General features: G+C 70.2%; 15 protein-coding genes. 2 read left to right on the forward strand and 13 right to left on the reverse strand.

The annotated features are described in order from the left end of the window. Positions 1 to 24: 24 nt before the first annotated feature. Positions 25 to 651 (reverse strand): TetR/AcrR family transcriptional regulator, encoded by a 627-nt coding sequence (locus F603_RS0124010; protein ID WP_019548488.1) that lies wholly within the window; start codon positions 649 to 651, stop codon positions 25 to 27. Positions 652 to 750: 99 nt separating this feature from the next. Here F603_RS0124010 and F603_RS0124015 point away from each other — a divergent pair, with 99 nt between their 5' ends. Then, positions 751 to 1,770 carry an ABC transporter permease gene (locus F603_RS0124015; protein ID WP_019548489.1) on the forward strand — a complete coding sequence of 340 codons (1,020 nt, stop codon included), beginning with the start codon at positions 751 to 753 and terminating at the stop codon, positions 1,768 to 1,770. 328 nt (positions 1,771 to 2,098) lie between these two features. Here F603_RS0124015 and F603_RS0124020 read toward each other — a convergent pair whose 3' ends face one another. Genes F603_RS0124020 through F603_RS0124035 form a run of 4 tightly spaced genes read right to left on the reverse strand, consistent with a single transcriptional unit; the run spans position 2,099 to position 6,080 of the window. Then, a complete protein-coding gene (locus F603_RS0124020; RefSeq protein ID WP_019548490.1) occupies positions 2,099 to 3,205 on the reverse strand; it encodes an ABC transporter permease in 1,107 nt (368 codons plus the stop codon). Positions 3,206 to 3,249: 44 nt separating this feature from the next. Then, on the reverse strand, positions 3,250 to 4,377 hold the full coding sequence (locus F603_RS0124025) for an ABC transporter permease (protein ID WP_019548491.1): 1,128 nt from the start codon (positions 4,375 to 4,377) through the stop codon (positions 3,250 to 3,252). Between the two features lie 17 nt (positions 4,378 to 4,394). Then, positions 4,395 to 5,396: an ABC transporter ATP-binding protein gene (locus F603_RS0124030; protein WP_019548492.1), complete on the reverse strand. Its 1,002-nt coding sequence runs from the start codon at positions 5,394 to 5,396 to the stop codon at positions 4,395 to 4,397. 54 nt (positions 5,397 to 5,450) lie between these two features. Beyond that, positions 5,451 to 6,080: a TetR/AcrR family transcriptional regulator gene (locus F603_RS0124035; protein WP_019548493.1), complete on the reverse strand. Its 630-nt coding sequence runs from the start codon at positions 6,078 to 6,080 to the stop codon at positions 5,451 to 5,453. A gap of 273 nt (positions 6,081 to 6,353) precedes the next feature. Here F603_RS0124035 and F603_RS32740 point away from each other — a divergent pair, with 273 nt between their 5' ends. Beyond that, positions 6,354 to 6,863, forward strand: a complete 510-nt coding sequence (locus F603_RS32740; RefSeq protein ID WP_019548494.1) for a flavin reductase family protein — start codon at positions 6,354 to 6,356, stop codon at positions 6,861 to 6,863. A 130-nt stretch (positions 6,864 to 6,993) separates the two neighbouring features. On the opposite strand, the gene F603_RS32745 is transcribed toward F603_RS32740, so the two are convergent. The 8 genes from F603_RS32745 to F603_RS0124080 all read right to left on the reverse strand — a co-directional run bounded on the left by F603_RS32745 (position 6,994) and on the right by F603_RS0124080 (position 25,811). Further along, positions 6,994 to 7,410 (reverse strand): SCP2 sterol-binding domain-containing protein, encoded by a 417-nt coding sequence (locus F603_RS32745; protein WP_019548495.1) that lies wholly within the window; start codon positions 7,408 to 7,410, stop codon positions 6,994 to 6,996. Between the two features lie 12 nt (positions 7,411 to 7,422). After that, positions 7,423 to 8,676, reverse strand: a complete 1,254-nt coding sequence (locus tag F603_RS32750) for a cytochrome P450 (RefSeq protein WP_019548496.1) — start codon at positions 8,674 to 8,676, stop codon at positions 7,423 to 7,425. 70 nt (positions 8,677 to 8,746) lie between these two features. After that, positions 8,747 to 10,429 (reverse strand): NAD(P)/FAD-dependent oxidoreductase, encoded by a 1,683-nt coding sequence (locus F603_RS0124055; RefSeq protein WP_019548497.1) that lies wholly within the window; start codon positions 10,427 to 10,429, stop codon positions 8,747 to 8,749. Between the two features lie 52 nt (positions 10,430 to 10,481). Beyond that, complete coding sequence (locus tag F603_RS0124060) at positions 10,482 to 12,155, reverse strand: NAD(P)/FAD-dependent oxidoreductase (protein ID WP_019548498.1); 1,674 nt, start codon at positions 12,153 to 12,155, stop codon at positions 10,482 to 10,484. A 52-nt stretch (positions 12,156 to 12,207) separates the two neighbouring features. Next, positions 12,208 to 12,819, reverse strand: coding sequence for a TetR/AcrR family transcriptional regulator (locus tag F603_RS0124065; protein WP_019548499.1), 612 nt, complete (start codon positions 12,817 to 12,819; stop codon positions 12,208 to 12,210). Between the two features lie 5 nt (positions 12,820 to 12,824). Then, positions 12,825 to 15,947 (reverse strand): type I polyketide synthase, encoded by a 3,123-nt coding sequence (locus F603_RS32755; RefSeq protein ID WP_019548500.1) that lies wholly within the window; start codon positions 15,945 to 15,947, stop codon positions 12,825 to 12,827. Next, positions 15,947 to 24,370, reverse strand: a complete 8,424-nt coding sequence (locus tag F603_RS32760; RefSeq protein ID WP_019548501.1) for a type I polyketide synthase — start codon at positions 24,368 to 24,370, stop codon at positions 15,947 to 15,949. Before F603_RS32760 ends, F603_RS32755 begins: the two co-directional genes overlap by 1 nt. A 94-nt stretch (positions 24,371 to 24,464) precedes the next feature. After that, positions 24,465 to 25,811 carry an NAD(P)/FAD-dependent oxidoreductase gene (locus F603_RS0124080; RefSeq protein WP_019548502.1) on the reverse strand — a complete coding sequence of 449 codons (1,347 nt, stop codon included), beginning with the start codon at positions 25,809 to 25,811 and terminating at the stop codon, positions 24,465 to 24,467. Positions 25,812 to 25,832 lie beyond the last annotated feature (21 nt).

A 25,832-nucleotide genomic window follows, 5' to 3' on the forward strand; every position in this document is an offset into this window, starting at 1 on the left:
ACACGTCCGACCGACCCGGGGAGGTCACGCGCGGGGCCGCGGCAACGACATGGAGACGAGCGAACTCAGCCCGGCCACGAAGTCGTCGGGGTCCCAGCGGCTGATGAGCGCGACCTGCACGAAGTAGCCCTGCATCATCGCCACGAAGACGCGCGCCACGTTCTCGGCGTCGGCCTCCGGGCACACCCAGCCGTGCGCCTGATAGCGGCGGACGAGCAGGACCCACTCCTCGCACATCCGCTGGTACCCCTCGTTGAGCGTGTCCGCGAACTTCTGGTTGCGCAGGGACTCGCTCCAGACCTGGATCAGTAGCTGCGGGAGACCGGGGGACTCGTCCCACACCTCCCCGATCGTCTCCCGCATGCGCTGGAACACCGAAGCCACGACCGTGTCCGGCGGCGGTGGCGGGTCGGCGTCGGCGACCGCGACGTAGGACTGCCGCACGGACTCCAGCACCTCCCCGACAATGACGGCGACGATCTCGTCCTTCCCCCGGAAGTAGCGGTAGACGGCGCCTGCCGAGAGCCCGACCTCGGCGAGAACGTCCTGCATCGAGGTCGCGTGGAAGCCGTTCCGGGTGAAGCAGCGCCGCGCCCCGACGAGGATCTGACGGCGGCGGGCGTCTAGATGTTCCTGCGATACACGAGCCATGACCCCAATGTAAAACGAACATTCGTCCTTGCCGAACAGGAGGAGCTGCGCAACGATGAGACGCGAAAAACGAACGATCTTTCTTTAAAGGGAGTCACGATGTCCACGCACCCCACCGCCCGCGCCCCGCTCACACCGGGTCGCGCCCTGGTCGCGATCCTCGGCCTCGTGCCGGTGATTCTCAGCGTCGCGCTCTGGGCGTTCGTCTGGCCCTCGGCCGCTTCGGCCTCACGCGAGGTTCCGATCGGTGTGGCCGGGCCCGCCGCCGCCACCGCCCCGATCGAGAAGAACCTCAGCCAGTCCGGCGACGCCTTCGAGGTGCACAGCTACCAAGACGAGGCCGCCGCGCGAGAGGCCATCAAGGAACGCGACATCTATCTGGCCGTCGTGGTCACCCCGAAAGGCCCCAAGGGCCTGACGGCGAGCGCCGCGAGCCCTGTGACCACCCAGTCGCTGAAGGCCATGTTCGACAAGCAGCATCCCGAAAAGGCCGGGCTGCCGATGACGGACGTGGTCGCGGCGCCCGAGGGCGACTCACGGGGAGCGGGCTTCGGCATCAGCACCCTGCCCATCACCATCGCCGGAGTGGCCGCCGGTGTTCTGACCTTCACCTTCGGGCTGCGGGGAGTCCGTGCGTCGGTCGCGCTGCTGGGCGCCTCCGCGATGACCGGGCTCGTCGGCAACCTCATCATGCACAACTGGATCGGCGTGCTGAGCGGCGGCTGGTGGGCCGAGGCGGGAGCCCTCGCGCTGATGGCCCTCTCGATCAGCTCCGTCGTGGCCGGACTCGCCAGGCTGGTCGGACCGGCCGGACTCGGTCTCGGAGCCGCACTGGCCATCCTCGGCAACCCCTTCTCCGGAGCCACCTCCGCCCCCGAGATGCTGCCTGCACCCATGGGGGCCATCGGACAGTGGCTGCAACCGGGCGCGGGCTCCTCGCTGCTGAGGTCGGTCTCGTTCTTCGACGGCAACGCCGCGGGCGGCCCCGTCCTGGTGCTCTCCCTGTGGGCAGCGGCAGGTCTGGCACTGGTCGCCCTCGCCGGACTGCGCCACCGGGGGGCGAGCAGCGGGCACGACGTCGCGGACCCGGAAGAGCGCACTGCCGCGCCGGTGGGCTGAAAAAGGGCCGCCGCGAGCGAGCGCACAACTCCGAAGGCACGTAACCCTGTTGCGGGCTACGGAAACGGTATGGGGAGGGGAAGCTTCCGTCCGTGCACGCAGGAGGGTGCTTTCGTCTGCGTGCCGGGGACGACGCCACTCGTCGCCGCCCGGCGGACGGCGGACCACCTGACTGCTGTGGACAGCCGCGGGTCACGGCCTCCGCCTCCTGCGAATGTACGGCGGGGGCACTCGCGGATGTATCGGAAGGCGCTGTGCGGGGCGCGGGGGTTGCCTCCCCGTACCTCGCGCCCCGCACCCCTCCCCCTCCCGGCGGCCTACGCCCCGCTCACATCTTGCGGGCTTCCCTGCTTCGGCGTTCCAGCACGTAGGCCCAGTGGACCAGCAGGACGCCGATCACCGCGGCGACGAGCAGCGCGACGATCTTTCCGGTCCCGAGGCCGTCGAAACCGTGCAGGAGCGGGTTGAACCAACTGAAGATCCGGGAGAACGGCCACCACTCGCTGAACGCCCGTGCGGCAGGCGGGAGATAGCCGACCAGGTTGAACCCGCCGCTGACGAAGAACGTGGTCATGGCGCCGATGGTGATGATCGGCTGGGCGGCCCGGAAGGATTTCAGGAAGTGCCCCGCGAAGATCCCGAGCCCGGCGCACGCCACCATGACCGGAAGCATGCCGACATACGTCATGAGCACGTGCCAGAAGTCGGCCTTGAACTCCGCCATCCAGTAGGACAGACCGAGCGGGACGAGCGAGAGTCCCGTACTCACCACCAGCGCCGAGAGCACGTTGGCGAGGCCCGCCACCACCGGGTTGAGCGGGGTGAGCATGATCTCCTTGTGTGTGGAGTTCTCCCGCTCCAGCAGGAAGAGGTTGGCGGCGATGAGCATGGCACCGAAGAAGAGCGCCAACAGCACGGCGGAGCCACCGAGATACGCCGATCTCCACACGTCGTGCGGCTGGGCGCCTTCCATCTCGTTCGTGATGCGCAGCTCCGCACCGGGAACGTCGGCCTGGTTCAGCACCAGCTGCAAACGCCCCTTGGTGTTCTTCATGGCATCCGTGTTCACGTTGTAATTCCGGACCTCCAGGCGGTAGTTGGAGGAATAGTCCGGCGGTATGACGACCACCGTGTGGAGCCGCCCCCTGTCGACCAAGGAGCGCGCCTCGTCGTAGTCGTCGGTGACCACGTCGAACAGCGGGGTGATGTCCGACTCCGCGTCGTGGAGCTGCTGTTCGAGTTTCTGCGCCGCCTTGCTGTCCGACTGGTTCACCACCCCGATCGCATAGGCGTCGCCGAATCCGCCGTACACCAATGTGGACAGGATGAGCATCGCGATCGGGACAATGGCCGCCTGGATCAACAGGGACTTCTGTCGGCGAAGCAGCGCAAGGTTGCGTTTGTGCACCGCGAGGAACGCGCGCGACACGGTCATCTTCCGGTGTCCTTTCTCCCCTTGTGTCCTCACTGCCACGGCGCTCACTGCCCCTGGGTGAAGCGAATCCGCTTACGCAGGACCGCGATCGCCGCGCCGACCAGCGCCACGATCACCGCGGAGAGCCAGAGCAGGTAGTGGGACTGGGAGTAGTAGGGCTCGAGCCCCTCGACCGCGTAACGGATCTGGTCGATCGCCGAGCTCACCGGCCAGAACCGGGCACACCACCAGAGGAACTCGACGAGCCCCTCATGCGCGTAGCCGCGCATGTACGACTCGAAGCCGAACACCAGGAAGTGGACAAGGGTCACCACCGCAGCGATCGGGACAAGAGGCAGCGACCGCCGCAGCGCGACGCCGAGCAGCACGCCCAAAGCCGACCCGTAGAGGAAGAACAGCAGCAACGGCCCCCAGCTCCCGGGGCCGAGTCTGTGCACGGGATAGTCAAGCGCGAGCCAGAGCACCCCGCCCACCAGCACCATGGTGATCGCCGTCTGGATGAACGCCGTCAGCCACTTGCCGATCACCAGCGGCCACCACCCCTTGGGCGAGAGCACCAGGGTCTTCGCGGTGCGCTCCTCCCACTCTCTGGCGATCAAGGTCCCGGTGTTCACCATCGACGCGTACAGAATGGCGAACATCAGCAGGCTCGCACCCATGTACCGCGTGAAGCTCATATCGGTCGACCAGCGGTTCTGCTCCTTCACCGCAACCAAATGGTCGGAGTCTTCTGCCTGTTGGACCATTCCGATGGCGTCCTGCATGCGCAGGTTGAGGTTCTTGGTGATGTCCGAGTTGATGTTCCGGGTGAGAACCTCGGTCTTCGCCCTGCCCTTTTCCATGTCGGACTCGAAGGAGGCGGGGATGGTGATGACGCCCACCGTCTCCCCGCTCTCGTACAGCTTCCGCGCCTCGTCTGGATCGGTCGTCCTGATCTCCCAGGCGTCGCCGTCTTCGGACTGCATGGAACGGATGGTCTGCATGAATTTCTGCGTCTGCGGCCCCTGGGACTCGACCGCGAATCCGATCGGCGCGGTGGTGGCCGCCCCCACGATGAACGCGTAGAGCAGAACGAACATCAGCGGGACGACCACGCCGAGCAAGAAAAAGACCGGGTTGCGCCGGGAGACCAGCAGATCCTTGGCGACCAGCGCACGCGTGGCCTTGAACATTGATTGCCCCCTTCAGGTCAGTCACGCAGCGCGCGTCCGGTGAACTGCAAGAACACGTCCTGAAGGTTGGGTTCGGACCACTCGAACCCCTCGAGCCTGTCGCCCAGTGAGCCGTTCTCCCGGAGACTGCTGACGACCCGCATCGCCTCCTTGGGGTCGTTCAGCGCGACTTCCACGGTGGCGTCCGCTTCACCACCGGGACGGGAGGCGCGGGAAAGACTCGCCGCCGCCTGGTCGGCGACGTCCGCGGCGTCGAAGTGGAGCAGCAGCCGCTGCTCGGCCACGCGTGCCCGCAGCTCGTCCAGGGTGCCGTCGACGACCTTCCGGCCGTGGTCGAGGATGGTGATGTAGTCGGCCAGCTCCTCGGCCTCCTCCATGTAGTTGGTGGTCAGCAGGACACTCATGCCGCCGTCCGCCAACTCCCGAATGCGGTCCCACAGCGCCCGCCGGGACTGGACGTCGACGCCGAGCGTCGGCTCGTCCAGAAGAAGCGCCTCGGGTTCGGTCAGCAGCGCGCGGGCGAGGGTGAGCCGGCGCTGCATACCGCCGGAGTAGGTCCCCACCCGGTGCTTGGCCCGGTCGGTGAGCTGCACCAGATCGATCACGTGGTCCACCAGCCCGGGTAACCGGGCGGAGTCCACGCCGTAGTAGTGCCCGTGGAAGAACAGGTTCTCCCGGGCGTCCAGGCTGTCGTAGAGCGTGGTCTCCTGCGGGACGACGGCGATCTTGCTCAGGGTCCGGGTGCGGTCCTTGTCCGGCGTGTGCCCGAACACCCGCACCTGGCCCTGGCTGGGCGACAGCAGCCCGCTGATCAGGTTGATGGCCGTCGTCTTCCCGGAACCGTTGGGGCCCAGCAGACAGAAGATCTTGCCGCGCGGGATGCGCAGGGTGAGCTCACGTGCGGCGATGACCGGGTCGGCCGGCTTGCCGAAGCGGACCCAGACGTCGTCCAGGGTGATCGCCGCCGATTCCTCGGGCGACTCCGTGCCGGCGATTGGTTCGCTGGCCGGGTCTCTCATCTCTCACTCCTCGGTGTACTCGGTGGATCGGATCGTCATGGGCGGTGCGCGGCGTCAGGTGCCGGGACCGTCCGCCGCGGCCTCTCCCTCTTGCACACAGCAGGTCACGAAGAACTGGGCGTGCTTGGCGGCCAGTTCGATACCGCGGCGCCGGTCGGCCTCGGATGCCTGCGCGTGCAGATACACGAACCGGGCCTGGGCGAGCGGCGCCAGCAGCTCCCACACCAGGTGCTCCGGGTCGACGTCCCTGCGCAACAGCCCGGCCTTCGACCAGACACGGACCGGCTCGTGCAGTTGCGCCTGCACTTCGGCGACGGACTCGGCGAGGCTTCTGCTGCCCGCGGCGGCGCCGAACAGCCCCTCGCGCATCATCACGCTGGCAAAGCAACGGGCACGCGGTGCGTCGAAGGCCAGCATGATCCGCTGCACGAGATCGGGCAGCACCACCGCCGGATCGGCTTGCGCCAGCACTTCGTCCCCGAAGCCCAGGAGCCGCAGGTCGAGCAGGCCCGCCGAGTCCATCAGGGCGTCGAACATCTGCTGCTTGCTCTCGAAGTGTGCGTAGATCGCGCTGTTCCGCACGCCGACCTCCGCCCCGATCTGGCGCAGCGAAGTCCCCTCGAACCCGTGCTGCGCGAACAGTTCGAGGGCAGCGTCCAGCAGCCGCTCCCGGGTGTTCGGCATCTCCTCCCGCCGGGGCCGGCCCGGACCACGCTTGGGTCTGTCTTCATGCACCATGGGCATTAAATTAATGGGCGCTCAGTAATTAGTCAACGCGGTCTTCGTCCGGCCACGGCCATGGCTCGTGAGCTCGCGGCTCGTACGAAATGAGGAGACGGGCCGTCCCAGGGGCTGCCGGGTTCAGCAGCGGGTAGGACGCGCCGCGCGCGGCCGGCGCCTAACGTGACGTCCGAGCCGAAGTGGAACTCCGACGAGGTGACGAGGTAGGCGTTTTCGATGGCTGACACCCGATGCCTGCGCGATGTACTCGGTCGATTCGTCACCGGCGTGGTGGCGGTGACGGCAGCGGGACCGGACGGGCCGGTCGGGCTCACCGCCAACTCGTTCACCTCGGTCTCGCTGAACCCGCCCCTGGTGCTCTTCTGCGTGCACCGTTCGTCCCGGGTCCGCCAGGCGTTCGCGCAGGCGGGCGCGTTCGGGGTGAACATCCTGGACGAGAGCCAGGAGGCCGTGTCCCGGCAGTTCTCCCGTCCCGCCGAGGAACGGGCCGGCGGGCTCACCTTCCATCGCGGACAGACCGGCGCCCCGCTGCTCACCGACGCCCTGGCCTACCTGGACTGTGAGCTGGAAGAGCAGATAGAGGCGGGCGACCACATCATCGTGCTGGGCCGCGTGCGCGACCACGAGGTCCAGTGGGAGGGCCGGCGGCCGCTGGCCTTCTTCTCCGGGCGCTACACGAGGCTCCACACCGAGGAGCCGGTCCCCGCCAACCGGCCCGCCGGCTGAGGCGGCACCGCCACCCCCGGCGTCCACGGCGGGCCCCCGCCCGACGACTCCGCGCAGCACGCGGCGTGCCCCTTCTCTCCTACTGCGAGGAGAGAAGGGGCACGCCGCGGTTCCGGTCGGAGAACGGCCCTCAGAAGGCGGTCCGCCCGCAGAGGTCCCGCATCACCTCCTGGTAGACGGCGGTCTGGAGCACCAGCATCAGTTCCAGCAGCTTGGCCTTGTCCCCGTCCACTCGCATGGTGCCCTTGAGGAACGCGGAAGCGGCGTGCTGTTCGCCTGTGTGCAGCTCGACCAGGTCGCGGTAGTCGACGCTGATCCGCAGGTCGGGCTCCTCGGCCGCGCCCAGCCAGGCGCGTTCGATCCTCCCCCCGCGGATACTCAGGCAGTAGGTCACCTCGCCTTCCGGGCCCCCGGTGACGGTGTACTGCACGTCGACGTTGGCCCGCGGGTTCTCGGGCAGCGCGTCGACGGCCGTACGGAACGCGGCGAAGTACTCCTCGGAGAGGAATCGTTGCCGCTGCTCGGTCTTCGTGTCGGTGTCGGTCATGGCGGCTACCCCTCAGGAGTTGGTGACGGAGATGTGGAGCGACTCCAGACCGCGGAGCGTCGCCCTGGGCCGGTACACCGGTTCGACGGCCAGCTCCATCTGCGGGAAGCGCCGCAGCAGGGTCGAATAGAAGACCTCGGCCTGGAGCTTGGCGAGACGCCAGCCGAGACAGGTGTGGATACCCGCCCCGAACGAGATCGCCGGCGACTCGTCACGGGTGATCCGGAACTCGTCGGGCTCGGTGAAGTGGGTCGGATCGTAGTTGGCGGCGCCGATGGCCAGCATGAGCTGCGCGGGCGCGGGAATCTCGACTCCGCCGATCACTCGCGGTTCGTCGAGCATCCGCGGTGCCATCTGCACCGGTGCGTCGTAGCGCAGCACCTCTTCGACGGCCCCTTCCAGGAGCTCCGGGCGAGCTCTCAGGAGGCTCATCTGATCGGGGTTCTTCAGGAGCGCGCGCAGTCCGTTCCCCAACGTGTGGGTCGTGGTCTCGAAGCCGGCGCCGATGATCATGTTGCACACCCCGACGAGCTCGATGGGGCTCAGCGCTTCTCCGTCCGCGTCGGAGACCTGGATGAGGGAGGAGGCCAGGTCATCACCGGGCTCGCGCCGCTTCCGCTCGATCATCTCGGTGAAGTAGTCGTCGGAGAACTGCGCTCCGACATCGGCCGCCGCCAACTCCTGGGCAGTCAGACCGAGTTCAAACGTACGCTGGAAGTTGCGCATGGGTTCGCGCATCAGGGGGGCGTCTTCCAGCGGCATTCCCAGCAGGGTCGCCACCACCGAGAGCGGCAGCGGGTACGCCACGTCGTTGACGATGTCGCCGCCGCCCGCCTCGGCGATCGGGTCGAGGAGGTCGTCCAGCAGCCGGACGATCCGTTCGCGCTGCGCGGCCACCACTGCTGCCGTGAAGCTCTGGTTGGCGAGGCGGCGAAGGCGGGTGTGCATGGGCGGGTTGGCCCACAGCAGCGACGTGCCCATCCGGCGGAGCGCGGCGTGGGACCACCAGTCGCCGCCGAACCTGCCCTGCATGAAGCGCTCGACGTTCTTGCCGATGGTCTTGTCACGGAGCGTGGAGAGCACATCGTCGTACCGGGTCACCACCCACATCCCGAGGATGCTCTGATGAACCGGGCTGCTCTCGCGCAGGGTGTGGTAGTAGGGGTACGGATTCTGGTTCCCCTCGGGGGAGAAGAGGATGCTCGCGAACGCGGCGTCCGCGGTGTTCGTATCGTCGGCTGCTGGAACGACGGCCTGCCTGGTCATGGATGATCACGCCTTCGACGGGTGACTCGGTCACGGAGTGGACGGTGGGCCTCACGGACTGGTGGGCCGCTCAGAAGGGTTTGCGGCCGACGGCCAGCGAACGGCCCACCTCCTGCGCCTGTCCCAGGAACAGCCCGCGGACCTGAGCCGGGGCCTGGAAGGCGGCCCAGGAGAACATGCGCGCGAGGGTCTTGCTGGTGGGCCGCAGGAAACGGTGCTCGACGTCCGGGAACATGAACGGCGGCATCCAGTCGGCGGCCTTCAGCTCGGCGAACAGGGTTTCCGCGGCCTGGTCGGGGCTGACCGTCCCCGCGTCCACCGCGTCCGTCTGCTGCACCATCAGGTCGAACACCCGCCGGTACTCGTCATGGTCCGGCCACCACAGCCCGACGTGCGGCGGGTCCTCCAGCGCCAGGAAGGGCTCGTCGCTGCGGGTGCGGTGGGCCGCGGTCATCGCCTGCTGCACGCGGTTGGCGCCGACCACCGAGCCGTAGGCCCAGATGCGGAAAACCGCGCTCCACAGTTCGTAGTGGTCGAAGGAGATGAACGCGGCGCGGACCAAGGCGTCGTTGAAGTCCAGCAGCCCCTGTTCCAGGCGTTCGACGTACTCGAAGCGCTCACGGGTGAACTCGTCGTCCCGCAGCGCCGCCAGCAGCCGCCAGCTCAGCGCGTTGATGACCTCGGCGGTGTTCGAGATGCCGCGGGAGAACAGCGGGTCGATGAACCCTGCAGCGTGCGACATCAGGCACCAGCGGGGCCCGACGGAACTGGTCGCGGAGTACTGGAGCCGGCCGGTGGAGACCCACTCACGCACCGAACGGGCCTCCGCGAACTGCCGTCGGACGGCGGGGAACTTGTCCACCCAGGACCAGAACTCCTCCTCGGCCGTCATGTCGTCCGGCTTGGGGTAGACCCGCTCGTCCATGGTGACGCCCACGCTGCACAGCGGGTTGGAGGAGTGCGGGTTGTTGTTGAACGGGATGACCCAGAACCAGCCCCGGTCGAAGAGGTGGTGCATGGTGCCGTCGTGCCAGCGGACCGGCGGTCGCTGCGCGTCGGAGTGCCAGAACACGTCGTCGCTCGGCTTCACGCCGATCATGTGGCTGAAGATCGACCGCGAATGGTGCCGCAGTCGGCTGGGCTGCTCGCGCAGGCCGAATTTCTCCGCCACGGGGGAACGGAATCCGCTCGCGTCGACCAGGTAGCGGGCGGTGTGTTCACTGCCGTCCGAGCCGCGCACAGCGACCCTGTCGTCGTCGATGTCGACCTCGGACACCAGGTAGCCGAGGAGGGGTTCCGCTCCGTACTTGACCGCGACGTTGAACAGGTGCGCGTCGGTGTCCTGCCGGTAGAGGTGCCCGGTCTTGTTGAAGACACCCGGGGTGTTGAACTGGGTCGCCTCCCACCAATTCGGTTCCTGGCCCTCCTCGTGCCGGATGAAGCCGAAGTTCTTCTTCCAGCCGAAGCTGCTGTTGATGTTCTTCATGCAGTCGTCGAACGAGGACAGCGTGGCGATCTCCGGCACGTCGTAGCGCCGCGACACCGATCGCAGGGTGAGCAGGGTGTAGGGAACCATGGACTCCCCCACCGCGAACTTCGGATGTGCGCCCGCGTCGATGAGCAGCGTCTTCGCCCCGTGCCGTGCCAGGATCGCGCCGAGCATCGACCCGGCGATCCCCGCGCCGAGAATGATGACGTCGTGCTCCGCAGCACCGCCCTTGGAGCTGCGCTTCTTCGTCTTCGCCTGTTCCATGTCGTCTCCTTGTCCGTGCCGGTCCGTCAGCTCGTCCCGGTCCGCCGGCTCGTCAGCGGAATCCGGCCAGCTTCTTCAGCGGCCCGGTGGCCCGCGCCAGCTCCCGAGGGTTCAGGACGTTCAGCAGCGACTGGCGCACCAGCGCTCCGACGTCGGGGTCCGCCTCCCGCCGCGACCAGCGCAGCACCGCAGCGACCTCCTTCGGGCCGGGGGCGTAGAACCGCGCCCGCGGGTCGGCGAATCCGAAGGGCAGGGGGGCGAAGCCGCAGCCACGGACCTCCCGGAAGATGCGGTCGGCCGCCACGGCGCCGGTCACACGGCCCGCCGCGGCGTCCGCGGCCAGGCGTGCCGCCTTGGCCAGCAGCGCTGCGTATCCGGCGTGCCCCGTGAAATAGCTGCCGAGGTACTCGCTCTCCTCCCTCCCGTGCAGCAGCGGGCTACGGCCGGTGTTCGCCAGTTGACCGAGCCCCTGGCCCAGTTGGAAGGTTCCGAGCATGGTGCCGAGAGTGATCACCTTCTGCACCGCGGTGAACAGCGGGGGCGAGGCGAGTGCGTCGAAGACCATCCGGTTCATCGTGTCGGTGCTGTTCAGCAGCGCGGCGGAGAGCCGCTGAACCGGCTCGAACCGCTCCGTGCGGTAGTCGGCGCGCCGCGCCGCCGCGATGAGACGGTGTGCCAGCGCGTTCACCATCTCCAGGTCGCAGGTGAGCGACCGGCTCAGCAGTCCGTCGGGGGCTCCCGTCGCCTCACCGAGCAGACACCAGTTGTCTCCCACCGTGACCGGTGCGGCGTGCGTGGTCTCGGTGGTGCGGTAGGGCTGCACGGCCGCCGCGTCGGCCAACTGCTGCCGGAGCAGCGGCACTCGGTCCAGCAGCTCGGTGAACTCGGCGCGCGGGTCCCCGGTCGCGGGGAAGCGTGCGGGGTCCACCTGGAACCCCACGCTGGTCACCAGGTTGACCGCCTGACGGTGGTTGTGGAACGGGGTGGTCCAGAAGTACCCGCCGTCGAAGAGGTGGTAGGTGGTGCCCGTGTCCCAGCCGACGGGCGACTTGCGCTCCTCGCCCGCGACGCTGTCGAAAGACCCCGCCCTGACCATGTGGGTGTACACGGAACGGGCGCCGCAGCGCAGTTCGGTGGTGCCCGTGTCGGACCCCACTTCCCGCGCCAGTGCCGAGTCCGGTCCTGACGTGTCCACCACGTACTCGGCCTCGAAGATCTCGTTGCGCGCCGTGGTGATGTGGACGCCGTAGTCCGTCAACTTCACCTCGGTGATCTTCCGGGCCTGCTTGGCGGTCGCGCCGTAGCCGATGGCGGCGTGGAACAGGCCGGCATCCACGTCCTGGCGGAACAGGGTGGCCTCCGGCGGGAGTTGCCTGGGTCCGCTGATCTGCGCGAGGTGCGCCGGGTTCTGCTCCCCGTTGCCGCCGTAGTGGACGAAGCCGATGCTGCGGCCAAGGCCGGCCTGCTTGCTGACCTTGGACGTCACCGCCTCGAATCCCGCCAGGTTGCTCAGTTCCGGAACCTGGTATCTCTCGCCGAGGATCCTGAACAGCATCGAGGTGTGCGGGATGGCCGTCTCCCCGACGGTGAAGCGCGGGTGTATCCGCTCGTCGAGCAGGAGAACCCGGACGCCCTGACGGGCGAGGATCGCTGCGAGGGCCGAACCGGCGAGTCCTGTTCCCAGGACCGCCACCTGCCAGCGCTGTACTCCGATGTCTTCGCTCATACCTTCCTCTCGTTGGCCTGGTGCCGATATCCGCACCCGGGTGTTGTCCGCCTCACCGACGGCCGGAGGACGGGGTGTCCTGCGGGGTGAGGTGGAAGGAAACGACCGGGCTCAGCCGGCTCGCCAGCTCGGCCGCGGAGACCTGGACCAGCGCGTCGACCCCGACCACGTAGCGGAGCAGCGCGACACCGATCAACTGGGCTGCGGCCAGGCTCTTTTCCAGTTCGGTACTGCGGCTGCACGCCGCGCTGTGCGCGTTCCACAGCGGCCCGTCGGTGAAGCCCCGCAGGCCCTCAGCGGACTCCCGGTGGGTTCCGACGGAACGCAGCAGGGCGAGTAGCTGCTCGCGTAACGCCGTGCACTCCCAGACCCGGGTGAAGTGCTCGCAGATGTAGGCGGCGCGTGCCTCGTCGTCCTGCCCGGTGGGCGGCGGCGGGGCCACCCCGGCAGCGTCGTCCAGTCCCACCGCCGCCCGGAACAGCGCCGACTTGGTGCCGAAGTAGTAGTGGACGACGGCCGCGTCCACTCCGGCCTCCGAGGCGACCCCGCGGACGCTCGTCACGTGGTACCCGGACTCGGCGAACAGCCGGCGGGCCACGTTCAGCACGTCCCCCGCGGTGTCCGGATGCCCGGCCGGGCGCCCGCGTCTGGTCCGCTGTCCCACGGCAGTCACCTCCCGTCACCGGGCTTGTGGTCCGCCTCGAACCGGTCGTGCAGCAGCTCGTGCCAGAACTCGGCCGAGATCTCGAAGAACCTGCGGGTGTGGATGGTGGACAGCTCCAGATCCCGCCGGAAGCGGCCGATGAGGTTCATCGCCATCAGCGAGTCGAAACCGAGCGCGATGAGGTCCGAATCGCCGGACACGGCGTCCCGTTCGAGGTGCAGCATCACTGCGATGGAGCCGAAGACATAGTCCAGCAGCAGCGCGTGCCGCTCCTCCCGGGAGGGCTCGGCGAGCAGTGCGGTCAGCACCGGATGCCGCTCCCGTGCCCGCTCTCGCGCCGCCCCGTCGGCCGTGTCCGGCTCCGGCTCGCTGCGGTCGAAGAAGTAGCGCTGCCGGAGGAACGGCGAGGTGGGCAGGGAGATGCTGCGCTTGGGCACGGACTCGAACACCCGCTCCCAGCCGAGGTAGGTGCCGAGCAGGTAGCACTCCCCCGCCGCGCGCAGGATCTGCTCGCTCTCGCCGGTGTTGTGCCGCAGTGAGGTGATCCAGTGGTGGTCACCGTCGCTCTCCTCCAGACAGCGGCTGCCCATGGCCAGCATGGCCCGCCCGGGCCCGACCTCGACGAAGGTGCTCAGCCCCTGATCGGCGAGGGTGGCCATGCCGTCGGCGAAGCGCACCGGATGCCGGGCATGGTCGGCGAAGTAGTGGCCGTCCCGCATCCGTTCGCCGGTCAGCAGCTCCCCGGTCAGGTTGGAGACGAGCGGGATCACGGGATCGTGGACGGTGATCCCGGCTGTCTCGGCGCGGAACGACGCCAGCATCGGGTCGAGCATCCGCGAGTGGCCCGGGGTCGAGATCCGCAGCCGGGTGTGCCGTATGTCCCGGTCCATGAGTGTCTTGATGTACCGGTCCACCGCTTCGGCCGGGCCGGAAAGCACGGTGTCCCCTGGGCTGTTGACGGCGGCGACGTCGAGTTCGGGGAACGAGTCGGCGACCGCGTCCCGTACCTCGTCCTCCGGCAGCGAGACCGAGACCATCGCCCCGCCGCTGATGCCCGACATCAGCCTGCCCCGTGCCGCGACGAGACGGGCCGCGTCCGGGAGGGACAGCGCTCCGGCGACGCAGGCGGCCGCGTACTCGCCGATGCTGTGGCCGAGCACCGCAGCGGGACGGACTCCCCAGGCCAGCCAGAGCTGGGCCAGCGCGTACTCGACACTGAACAGCACGGGCTGGGCGTACCGGGTGCGGTACAGGTCGGGGTCGTCGTCCGCGAAGAGGATGTCGAGCAGCGGGCGGTCCAGCAGTTCGCGGAACAGCTCGGCGCAGCGATCCATCGCGTCCCGGAACGCCGGTTCGTGCGCGTACAGTTCCTGACCCACTCGCGGGTACTGCGCTCCGAGCCCGCTGAAGAGGAAGGCCACCCGGTTGCGGTGCCGCGGTGCCATCGTGCCGGTGAGCAGGGACGGGTCGGGACTTCCCGCCAAGTAGCCGCGCAGCCCGCCGAGAACCTCCTGGGTGCTGCGGCCCACCACGGCGATCCGGTGCGGGCTGTGCGTCCGGCCGGTGGCCGCGGTGCGGCAGAGCGCGCCGAGGTCGGTGCCGGCGGGCACCTGGTCGACATAGCGCGCGACCAGCTCACGGAGCCCGTCGGGGGTGCGCGCGGAGAGCGGCAGCAGATGGAAGTCCCGGCCGGGCTTCCCGGAGCCGGCCTCTCCGGGGGCGGCTTCTGGCGGGGCTTCCGGAGGGGCCGACACGATCACGTGCACATTGGTGCCGCTCGCCCCGAAGGAGCTCACCCCGGCATGGCGCGCGTCCTCCGGCAACGGTGTGCCGGTGGTCGGCACCTCGATCGCCAGCTTGTCCCAGTCCAGGTTCGGGTTGGGCTCCTTCAGGTGCAGGTGTGCCGGAACGCGGCCGTACCGTACGGAGAACAGGGCCTTGAAGAGTCCCGCGATGCCCGCGGCGGCCTCCAGGTGGCCGATGTTGGTCTTCACCGAGCCGACCAGCAGCGGCCGGTCGGCCGGCCGGCCCCTGCCCAATACGGCGTCCAGCGCGCGGAGTTCGATGGGATCGCCCAGCGGGGTCCCGGTGCCGTGCGCCTCGACGTAGCCGATCTGTGCCGGGGTCAGGCCCGCGCTGTCGAGCGCGGCCCGGATGACCTCCTGCTGGGCCTCGCCATTGGGCACCGTCAGACCGCTGGACCGGCCGTCGTGGTTGACGGCGGTGGCGCTCAGGATGCCCCGGATGTCGTCCCCCGCGGCCTGCGCGTCGGACAGCCTCTTCAGGACGAGCACACCGCAGCCCTCGCCGCGTACATAACCGTCGGCGGCGGCGTCGAACGTCTTGCACCTGCCGTCCGGGGAGAGCGCGCCCGCCTTGGCGACCAGGACGAACGGGTAGGGCGAGAGCAGTGCGTTGACCCCGCCGGCCAGTGCCAGATCGGTCTCGCCGGTGCGCAGACTCTGGCAGGCCAGGTGCACCGCCGTCAGAGAGGACGAGCAGGCCGTGTCGACGACCATCGCGGGCCCGCGCATGCCGAAGGTGTAGGAGACGCGGCCGGCGATCATCTGGGCCTCGCCGAAAAGCTGGTAGGAGTCGGCGTCGGCCAGCGCGCCGGTCTCCTGGCGCATCCGCACGTAGTCGTTGGTGCTGGCGCCGACGTACACGCCCGCCCGACTTCCCTGGAGCCCGTCGGGCGCCAGACCGGAGTCCTCCAGCGCCTCCCAGCAGGATTCCAGAACCACCCGCTGCTGCGGGTCCATGGACTGTGCCTCGGCACCCGAGATCCGGAACGGAACGGGGTCGAAGTGGTCGATACCGGAGACGAAGGCGCCCCGGTCGACGTAGCACGTCCCCGGAGTGGACGGGTCGGGGTCGTAGTACGGGGCGAAGTCACCGCGTTCGGCCGGGAACGGCGAGGTGGCGTCGATCCCGTCCGACAGCATCGACCAGAACCGGTCAGGGGTGTCCGCGTCCTGCGGGAAGCGGCAGGACATGCCCACCACCGCGATGGGCTCAGGCTCGGGCTGCTGCCGCTCGTTCACCTGAGCACGCAGCCTGGCCACCATGTCCAGTGCCTGGCCGAGCTTGCCCCGCAGGTCGGCTTCCTCGTTCGCCGTCGGACTCATCAGCTCTCCTTTCGTGCCACGGCCTCGGCTGCCGCCATCTCCCGCTCGAACCGGGCGAGCGGGTCCTCCGGGGCGTCGGACGTTTCCGGCGCACCCCTGCTCGGCTCCGGTCCGGGCGCCGTGTCCGGCTGTGCAATGTCGAGGTGGGTTTCGAGCGCGGCCGCGAGCGCCGCCGGGGTCGGGTGGTCGAAGGCCACGGTGCTCGGCAGTTCGGTGCCGACGCCGCGCTGCAGCCGCACCCTCAGTTCCAGGGCACCGACGGAGTTCAGCCCCAGGGCGAAGAAGCCCCAGTCGGCCTCGATGTCCTCCGGCTCCTCCATGCCGAGCACCACGGCCAGTTCCTCACGGACCATCGACAGCAGGTGGTGAACGCGCTGTTCGGAGCTCATCCGTGCCAGCCGCTCGACGGCCCCGTCCGCGCCGGGCTGCCGCTCCGGTGCCTCGGCGAGTTCGGCGAAGAGCGGCCACGGGCCTGCCTGCGCGTACATGTCCACCAGCAGCGGCCGGTCCGCGTCCACCACGATCGCCGTGGGTGTGTCCGTCGCGACCAGGTGGTCGAGGATGCCGACGGCCTCGTCCACGGCGAGCGGACGGACGCCGATCCTGCCGAGGCTGCGGGTGGTGTGGGCGTCCAGCAGTTGCGGCACGTCCCAGGGGGCCCAGGCGACGCCGGTGGCCGGCATTCCGCGGAGCAGCCGGTGGTCCACGAGTGCCCGCAACTTCCCGTCCTCGGCGGCCTGTTCGCCGATGTCACGGGCGCCCCAGCAGCTCGCCGCGGTGCTGAAGACCACGAACAGGTCCAGCCTGGCGCACCGCTCGTGAAGGTTCCACGCTCCCGCGGCACCGGGCGGCGCCTCGTCGGAACGTCCCGCGTTCTCCCCGTCCTCCCGCAGCCGCCAGTCCGCACCGGCCCAGACGGCCCCACGCACGGGCCGGCCCTCGGCCGCGCACCGCTCGTCGAGGAACTGGACCGCGTGGGCGTCGGTGAGGTCGGTCCGCTCGCAGCGGACCTCCGCACCCCGGGCACGCAGCTCGTCCAGGCAGGTGTCGGGCAGGGGCTGCTGCCCCGCGCCGCAGAGCGTGATGTTCCGGGCGCCCCGGTCGGCGAGCCAGCCCGCGACGGCGGCGTCCACGCCGGGTCCCGCCTCGGCGACCAGGTACGTGGCCTCGGCTTCCAGCGCCTCCGGGGTCCGCACGGCGGGCGGTTGGGGTTCCGCGACGATGCGACGCAGGAAGCGGGTCCCGCCGCGCAGACACACGTGGTCCTCACCGTCCGCGGCGAGCACCTGTCCGAGGATCTGGTCCGCCAGCACCCACCGGTCCCGTTCGACCGGGTCCAGGTCGAGCAGACCGCCCCAGGAGCGGGGGTACTCGATGGCACACCGGCGCGCGGTCGTCCACACCGCACGCTGCGCCCAGGAGACCGAGCCCCTCCCCTGCCCGTAGGCGCCCCGGGTGACGTAGTGGCAGCGAGGCCCCGTACGCGCCGCGGTCGCGGCCAGCGCCCCGGCCAGCTCCGGGACGGCGGCGACCGCGGAGGCCGCCTGCCCGGGTTCGGGGTCGGCGAGCGCCCCGAGGTGGAGGACGGTCCCGAGCCCGGTACCGCGCAGCCGTTCCGCGACCACCCGGCCCAGCCCGTCGACGGTGGCGAGCAACTCCGCCTCGGTTCCCTGCTGTTGCAGCCGGTCCTGCACCGCGCTCCCGATGCCGTCCGGGTCACCGACGATCAGCCAGGACCCGGAAGCGCTGTTCGCGCTGGTGGAAGGGGAAGTCTCGACGGGCGGGGCCTCCCGCCACACATCGCGGTAGACGACCTCGCCCAGCCGCCGCTGCTCGGCGGGGTCGAGGACGACGGAGCTGGTGCGGGACAGCCGTATCCCGTCGGCCCGCACCAGGCACCGGCCACCCTCGTCGTGGAGGGTGACGTCCGCCGCGCCGTCGCGCGGGGCGGTGCCGCTGACGCGCAGCGTCCAGGCGGCCGCCTCCGGATCGTCGAAACGCGGCGCCACGGTGATGCTGTCCACGGCCGACACCTCCCGGGCGGCCCCCTCGCCCCGGTGCCGTGCCGCGAACTCGGCCGCCCAGAAGCAGGCCGCGACCGGATGGTGCGGGCCGCGCGGGCCCGTGCGGTGTTCGGCCTCGATGTCGAGGAGCAGGTCGTCGGCCTCCCTCCGGAGCCGGAGGAAGCGCAGCCCCGCCGGCAGCCCGGAAACGCCGTCGGGCATCTCCGGAGCGCCCTCGGACGCGTCGTTGTCACCACTGCTCTCGTCCGGGGCGGGCGCGTGCCGTGCGCCGCGCAGGTCCCCTCCCGCGCTGAGCAGGGCGGTCATACGGGTACGCGGAGGCCGCTCGCCGTCCGCGGCCGTGGACCGCATCACCAGTTCCGCTTCCCCGTCGGAAGCGGAGGCGCCTGAGGCGGCGGCACGCAGGGCGATCCGCGCGTGGTGGGTCTCGCTCCGGCCGACGACCAGCGGCGCCATGAGCCGGACGTCGCGCAGTGTCAGCCCGGCAGCGGGGTGCCGCCGCTGCCCACAGGCCAGTGCCGCGGCCAGCAGCACGCTCGGCAGACAGGCCACGTCGGCACCGTCGCCCGCCGCACCGTCACCCGTGGCACCGACCGCGGCGAGCAGCGCGGCGTCGACGGTGGACTGAGCGAGCCAGGCTCCGTCGAACTCGACGCAACTGTCGAGCAGCCGGGCGCTGTCGGCCCGGCGGTCCGGGGCGGCCGGGGCGGTGGTCTCCAACTGGTAGGTCCGGTGTTCCCAGGCGTAGCGCGGAAGGCCGACCCGGCGGGCCTCCGGCAGCGACGCACCGAGGTCCACGGCGCGGCCCCGCACGTGCAGCCGAGCGGCGTTCACGCTCAACTCGGTGCGTTCCGGGCCGTCCTTGCTCAGGGAACCGACCACGACCCCTTCCGCGCCGACGGCGGCGAGTTCCTGCTCGATCGAGGTGGACAGCAACGGGTGGGCGGAGAGTTCGACGAAGGTGGACACCCCGTCATCGGCCAAGGCGCGTACGGCCAGGTCGAACCGGACCCGGTCCCGGATGTTGCGGCCCCAGTAGCGGGCGTCGAGCCGGTCCTCACGGCTCCCTGTGACCGCCGAGTAGAAAGGGATGTCCGGCCGGGCGGGCCGCAGCCAGTCGAGCTCGCCGACCAGGTCGGCGGCGAGGTCGTCCGCGACCGGACAGTGCCCGGCGGCACCGGAGCTGATGGGACGGCAGAACACGTTGCGCGCACGCAGCCGTCGCAGCACTGTCTCGATGGCGTCGGGGTAGCCGGACACCACGGTGGAGGCCGAGCTGTTGACCACCGAGACCCAGAGCCTGTCGCCCACATCCGCGATCTCGGACTCGGTCTGCTCCGCTTCCAGACCGATGAGCGCCATCCCGCCCTTGCCCATCAGCTTGCCGATCTGCCGGCAGCGCAACGCCATCAGCCGCGCGGCACTGTCCAGATCGAGCGCCCCGGCGATGTGGGCCGCCGCGACCTCGCCCATCGAGTGGCCGACCACGGCGGCGGGGCGGACCCCACGCGCGGACCAGAGGTCGGCGAGAGCCACCTGGAGGACGAACACCAGCGCCTGCTGCTCCTCCTCCACCTCCATCGCCTTCCCGGCGGCGACGCGTTCGGCCGGGGACCAGCCGAGGTACGGCTGCATCGCGTCGGAGCACCGGTCGACGGAGGCGGCGAACACCTCCTCGGCCGCGTACAGGTCCGCGCCCACGCCCGGCCAGTACCCGCCGTGCCCGGAGCAGACGAGCGCCACGGTGTCGTCCTGGCCGGCCTGGTCGGTGTCCGCCGTCCCGGCCACCTCGATGCCGTGCTCCGGCGGAGAGCCAACGGCGATGGCGTCGAGCGCGCCGACGAGTTCGTCCCGGTCGGCGCCGACGGCGACGGCCCGGTGCTCGAACTGGGTGCGGTGCCGGGCCGCCGTGAAACACACGTCCACGGCGCTTACCTCGGGGTGGTCCACCAGTTCGTCGCGGAGGACACGGGCCTGTTCCGCCACGCCGGAGCGGGTGGGCGCGGAGACGGGCAGGGCGAGCGTCGGCGCGGTCCGGGACGACGCGGCGGTGCCGTCCGCCGCGGGAGGCTCCGGGGGCTCGGCCGAGCTGAGCACCACGTGCGCGTTGGTGCCGGTGAACCCGAAGGAACTCACGCCGGCCAGCCGCGGCCCGTTCCGGTCCAGTTCGCTCGGGGTCAGCGGCACGGTCAACGGCAGCTCGTCCCAGGGGATCTTGGAACTCGGGTGGGTGAAGTGCGGATGGGGCAGCGCCCGCGCACGGTCGACGACCAGGACCGACGTGATCAGCCCCACCACCCCGGACGCCGCCTCCAAGTGGCCGATGTTCGCCTTCACCGATCCCACCAGGCAGTTCTCGCGCCGCTCCGGCGTGTCCAACACGGCGCCCAGCGCGCGCAGTTCGATGGGGTCCCCCAGCGCTGTGCCGGTGCCGTGCGCCTCCACATAGCCGATCCGCGCCGGGTCGACGGCGGCGTCCGACAGAGCGCTGCGGATCACCCGCTGCTGCGCCAGGCCGTTCGGCACGGTCAGTCCGCTCGACGCACCGTCCGAGTTGACGGCGGTGCCGAGCAGCACCGCGTGCACCCGGTCCCCGTCGGCGACCGCGTCGGAGAGCCGCTTCAGCACCACGGCCCCGCAGCCCTCGCCGCGTACGTAGCCGTCGGCCGATTCGTCGAAGCTCTTGCAGCGGCCCTCGGGCGAGAGCGCGCCCAGGGCCTCGCTCGACCGGTGGATGGTGGGCCGCAGGATGATGTTCACCCCGCCTGCGAGCGCGAGGTCGCTCTCGCCGGTTCGCAGACTTTGCACCGCGAGATGCACCCCCACCAGGGACGACGAACACGCGGTGTCGACAGCCAGGTTGGGGCCGTGGGCGCCGAGAAAGTACGACAGCCGCCCGGCGCTGCCGGAGAAGGAGTTGCCCGTTCCGTAGTAGCTGTCCACCGCGTCCTGGTCGGCGCTGGCCATGGCCGCGTGGTCGTGGGAGTTCATGCCGACGAAGATCCCGGTCTGGCTGCCCTCCAGCGCCGGCGCGGTGACCCCGGCGTCCTCCAGTGCCTCCCAGGCCACTTCGAGGAAGAGCCGCTGCTGCGGGTCCATCACCCTGGCTTCCCTGGGCGATATCCGGAAGAAGCGGGCGTCGAAACCGAGCACGTCGTCCAGGTAGCCGCCCGGGTAGACGCCCCCCTCGGCGAAGCGGCCCTCGGGGGCGTCTCCGACGGCGTCCGCCTTCTCGGTGAGCAGCCGCCACAGGTCGTCAGGGCCGAACACTCCGCCGGGCAGCCGGCAGCCCATCCCGACGACGGCCACCGCGTCGCCGCCCGTCGGGGGTTGGCGCCGCTCGTCCCCGACCCGGGCAGGCTCGCGAGCGGGAGCAGAGGCGGGCTCCGGAGCCGGGGCGGCGGTGGCGGGAGGGGGTGGACTGCCCAGGTACTCCGCGAGCGCGCGCACCGTCGGGTAGTCGAACGTGAGCGTGGCGTTGAGCGGTCTCGCGAACCGCTCCGAGAGCAGTCCGGCGAGTTCCACGGCCGTGATGGAGTCCATGCCCATCTCGGCGAAACCCTGCCCGCGCCGGACGCGCTTGGGCGGCAGCCCGAGAACGGTGCCGACGGCCTCAGCGACCAGCGTCTCGGCGTCGGCCGCCACGCGCGGCGTCCCGCGCGGCGCCTCGCCGGTGCGCGGAGCAGGCGCCTCTCCGGTGCGCGGCGCCGGAACGCGCGGCGGTACCGCGGCGGGCGCCTCGGGCACCTGCGGGGCGCCTTCCGAGGCGGAGAACCAGAAGTGCTCCCGCTGCCACGGGTACGACGGCAGGACCGCGCGCTCGCCGGTCTCCACACCGACGTTCGGCCACGTCACGTCCAGGCCCGCGGCGTACAGCTCGCCGAGCCCGCCCAGCATGGTGGCGTACGCGTCGGTGTCCGCGCGCAGCGACCCGGTGACGACCCCCTCGACGTCGCCGAGGCAGGCCACGATGGGCCGCCTCAGTACCGGGTGCGGCCCGAGTTCCACGAAGACGCGGTGCCCCTGCTCGACCAGTTCGCCCATGCCCGCGCCGAAGCTGACGGGTTCCACGACGTTCGCGGCCCAGTAGTCCGGGCCGAACTGCTCCACCGGCGCACCGGGACGGGTCGTGGTGACGACGGGAATGCGCGGCGGGCGCGGCCGCAGATGGGCGACGGCCTCGGCGAGCGGCGCCGAATACCGCGCCATGGCCGGGCTGTGGAACGCGTACTCGCCCGGCATGGCGCGGACACGGACCCCGTCGGCGACGAGCCTCTCGCGCACGCGCTCGACAGCCGCCGGGGTTCCGGAGAAGACGAGGAACTCCTCCGCGTTGACGGCGGCGATACCGACCTCGTCCGTGCACAGCTCGCGTGCCGCCGTGAGGGGCATCTCGGCGGCGAGCATCCTGCCTCCGCCGGAAGACTCGCCGAGCAGCCTGCCGCGTGCGACGACGACGTCCACAGCCTCCGACAGGGTCAGCGCGCCACCGAGGTACGCGGCGGCGATCTCGCCCATGGAGTGCCCGATCACCGCGTCCGGACGGATGCCCCAGCTCTCCCATTGCGCGGCGAGTGCCACCTGCAACGCGAAGACCACCGGCTGCGTGTACTCGGTATCGGTACCGAACCGAGGTGCGGTGGCGGCCAGTTCGCCGAGGACCGACCAGCCCGCCCGCTGCTGCACCAGCTCGTCCACGTCACGGAGCGCGGCGTCGAAGACCGGCTCCGCTCGCAGGGCCCGTGCCATCCCCGGCCACTGCCGGCCCTGACCGGAGCAGACGAACACCACGCCACCGGAACGCGGGCGTTCGGCCTCCCCTTCGGCGAGCTCCGGGCCCAGTTCCGCGAGCCGCTCCCGCAGCTCGTCGGCGTCCCGGCCGGCCACGCAGGCCCGATGGTCCTGGTGGTGCTCGGCGAACCTCCCCGCGGTCTGCGTGTAGTCGGTGAGCTCCGTGGGGGTTTCCAGCTCACCGAGAGCGGCGCTGTGGCGTTCCGCGAGCTCGGCCAACGCCCGCGGACGACGGGCCGAGAGCGGCAGAATCCGCCACTGGGACCGCTCGGACTGCTCGCGCGGGGCGGGCCGCTGCGGGGCCTGTTCGAGCACGACGTGCGCGTTGGTCCCGGACAGGCCGAACGCGCTCACCCCGGCGAGGTGGGGCCGGCCGCAGCGGGTGCTCAGCGGTGTCAGCTCCGTGGGCACCTCGACCGGCCAGTTGTCCCAGCGGATTCCGGGATGCGGCCGGTCGAGGTGGAGGTGCGGCGACACGTTCCCGCTGTCCAGTACCAGCGCCGCCTTCAGGAGTCCGGCGAGTCCGGCCACCGTGTCGGTGTGCCCCAGGTTGGTCTTCACCGAGCCCACTAGCAGCGGGTCCGTCCGCTCCCCCACGGCGGAGAGCGCGGCGGCCGCCGCGCCCATCTCCACGGGGTCGCCGAGTGCCGTGCCGGTGCCGTGCGCCTCCAGGTAGTCGATATCGCCAGGGCTGACGCCCGCCCGGCCCACGGCCTCTTCGATCAGCGCTCGCTGAGCCGCTCCGCTGGGAACCGTCAGACCGGCGCTCCGGCCGTTGTGGTTCACCGCCGAGCCCCTGATCACCGCGAGCACCCGGTCCCGGTCGGCCAGCGCGTCGGAGAGCCGTTTGAGTACGACGCAGGCGGCTCCTTCGCTCCGCACAGTGCCATCGGCGCTTGCGTCGAACACCTTGCACCGGCCGTCCGGGGCGAGCGCACCGACCTGGGACATGAACAGGGTCAGCTCGGGGGAGAGCAACAGGCTGCTCGCCGCGACCAGTCCGAGGTCGGTGTCCCCTGCCCGCAGGCCGAGGCAGGCCAGATGAACCCCGACGAGGGAGGACGCGCACGCGGCGTTCAGCGCGAACGCCGGCCCTGCGGTGCCCAGCAGGTAGGCGATACGCCCGGGCCCGAAGCTGAACTCCTTGCCCGTCGCGTACCACGGGTCGATGTCCCCCAGCCCCGCCTGCCGGTTGTGCATCAGCAGGTAGTCGTTGGAGATCGCCCCGGAATGCACGGACGTCCTGGTGCCCTCCAGCGAGCTCGGCGGGATTCCGGCATGGGCGAGCGACTCCCAGCAGACTTCCAGCAACAGCCGCTGCTGCGGGTCCATTTGACGGGCCTCACGCGGCGCGATGCCGAAGAAGTCGGCGTCGAAACCGGTCACGTCGTCCAGAAAGCCGCCATGGGAGCAGTGCGTCGAGCCCGCTCCCGCCGCGCCACCAGTGGGTAGCGCGGCCGGGTCCCAGCGATCGGCCGGAACGGGCCCGATCGCGGAGCGCCCCTCAGCGATGAACCGCCAGAAGTCCCCGGGCGACCCGACTCCCCCGGGAAAGCGGCAGCCGGCTCCGACGATGGCGATGGGCTCCTGCCCGTCCGTGCTCTGCATTGTGACCTCCTGACCGCCTGCGGTCGCCGTTCTCGCGCCCGCCCTGCCCTCGGCGGTCGTGCGCTCAGCCGTACTCAGGACTGCTCGGAGCCGCTCAGAACTGCGGAGCCGCCGACGGCGCCCGGAGCGTTCCGAGGTGCTTGTGCCACAGGTGGTCGGGGTTCGCCTCGACCTCCCTGGTGATCTCGCGCATCTTCGTCAGCGCGGCAGGCTCCCGCTCCTCGTACACGTCGCCCTGGAGCATCTGCAGCACGTCGAGCCGGTAGCGGGGGTCTGCCACGAAGGCGGTGAACAGGATGTTCAGCCGGTAGTAGATGGAGATGAACTCGTACCAGTGGGACACGCCGCGGCGGAGTTTCTGGCTGTAGGTGTCGAACCGCTTCTTGCTGAAGTCACCGGCTTCGGCGGCCGCCACGATGTCGGCGCACGCGATGCGCGCCGAGTTCATCGCCACCGACACCCCGCTGGAGAAAATGGGGTCGACGAACCGGGCCGCGTCACCGATCAGCACCCAGTCGTCCCCGCATATCTCCTTCATGCCGTAGCTGTAGTCGCCTTCGACCTTGAACGGCCGGACCCGGGAGCACGACCGCAGCGCATTCTCCAGCCCGGGGCGTGAACCCACGCACTCCCAGAAGAACTCCTCCCGCTTCTCTCCCGCATTCTGGAAGCGCTGCTTCTGCGTGACCACGCCGACGCTGGTGATCCGGTCGGTGATCGGGATCTGCCACATCCAGGTGTCGTTGATCGGCAGGAAGTGGATGAATATGTAGTCCGCCTGCCCCTCGGACACGGCGACCGCGTTGCGGTCCAGATCCTCGAACCACGTGTGAATGGCGTACTGGTTGAACACCGGGTCCGGAACCTTCAGCTTCAACTGCTTGCCGAGCCTGGTGTCCCGGCCCGAGGCGTCGACCACCATCCGCACCCTGACAGGGATGTCGGTGTCGCCCTCGCGGTAGGTGAGCACCGGATTCCCGGCCCCGAAGTCGACCGAGCGGATGCGCACACCCTCGAAGACCTTCGCGCCCAGCTCCTCGCAATGCCGCAGCAACAGCTCGTCGAACTTCCCGCGGTCGACGTGGTACGTGTAGTCCTGCTGCACACCCTGCTGGTCCCGCTCGCTGAAATCGATGGTTGCCTGCTGGAACCCGTAGGTCAGGCCCTGGAAACCGTTGGTGGGGACGGAATCCTCAACCGCCGAGGTCCAGGCCGCTCCGTACTTCCGGGGAAAGCCCGCCTCATCGACCTTCGCCAGCGCGCCGATTTCTGAGAGCACCGGCGTGGTGGCCGGCACCAACGACTCGCCCACATGCGGACGCGGAAAACGCTCCGCCTCGAACACGGCGCAGGAGAGCCCTGCTTTGGCGAGGTAGGACGCGGCGGTGGAACCTGCGGGACCACCCCCGATGATACCGATATCAAAATCCACGTCCTGCATGTCCAGCTCCTTATCCGGCAG

The sequence above is a fragment of the Streptomyces sulphureus DSM 40104 genome, from assembly GCF_000381025.1.
GTDB classification, from domain to species: domain Bacteria; phylum Actinomycetota; class Actinomycetes; order Streptomycetales; family Streptomycetaceae; genus Streptomyces; species Streptomyces sulphureus.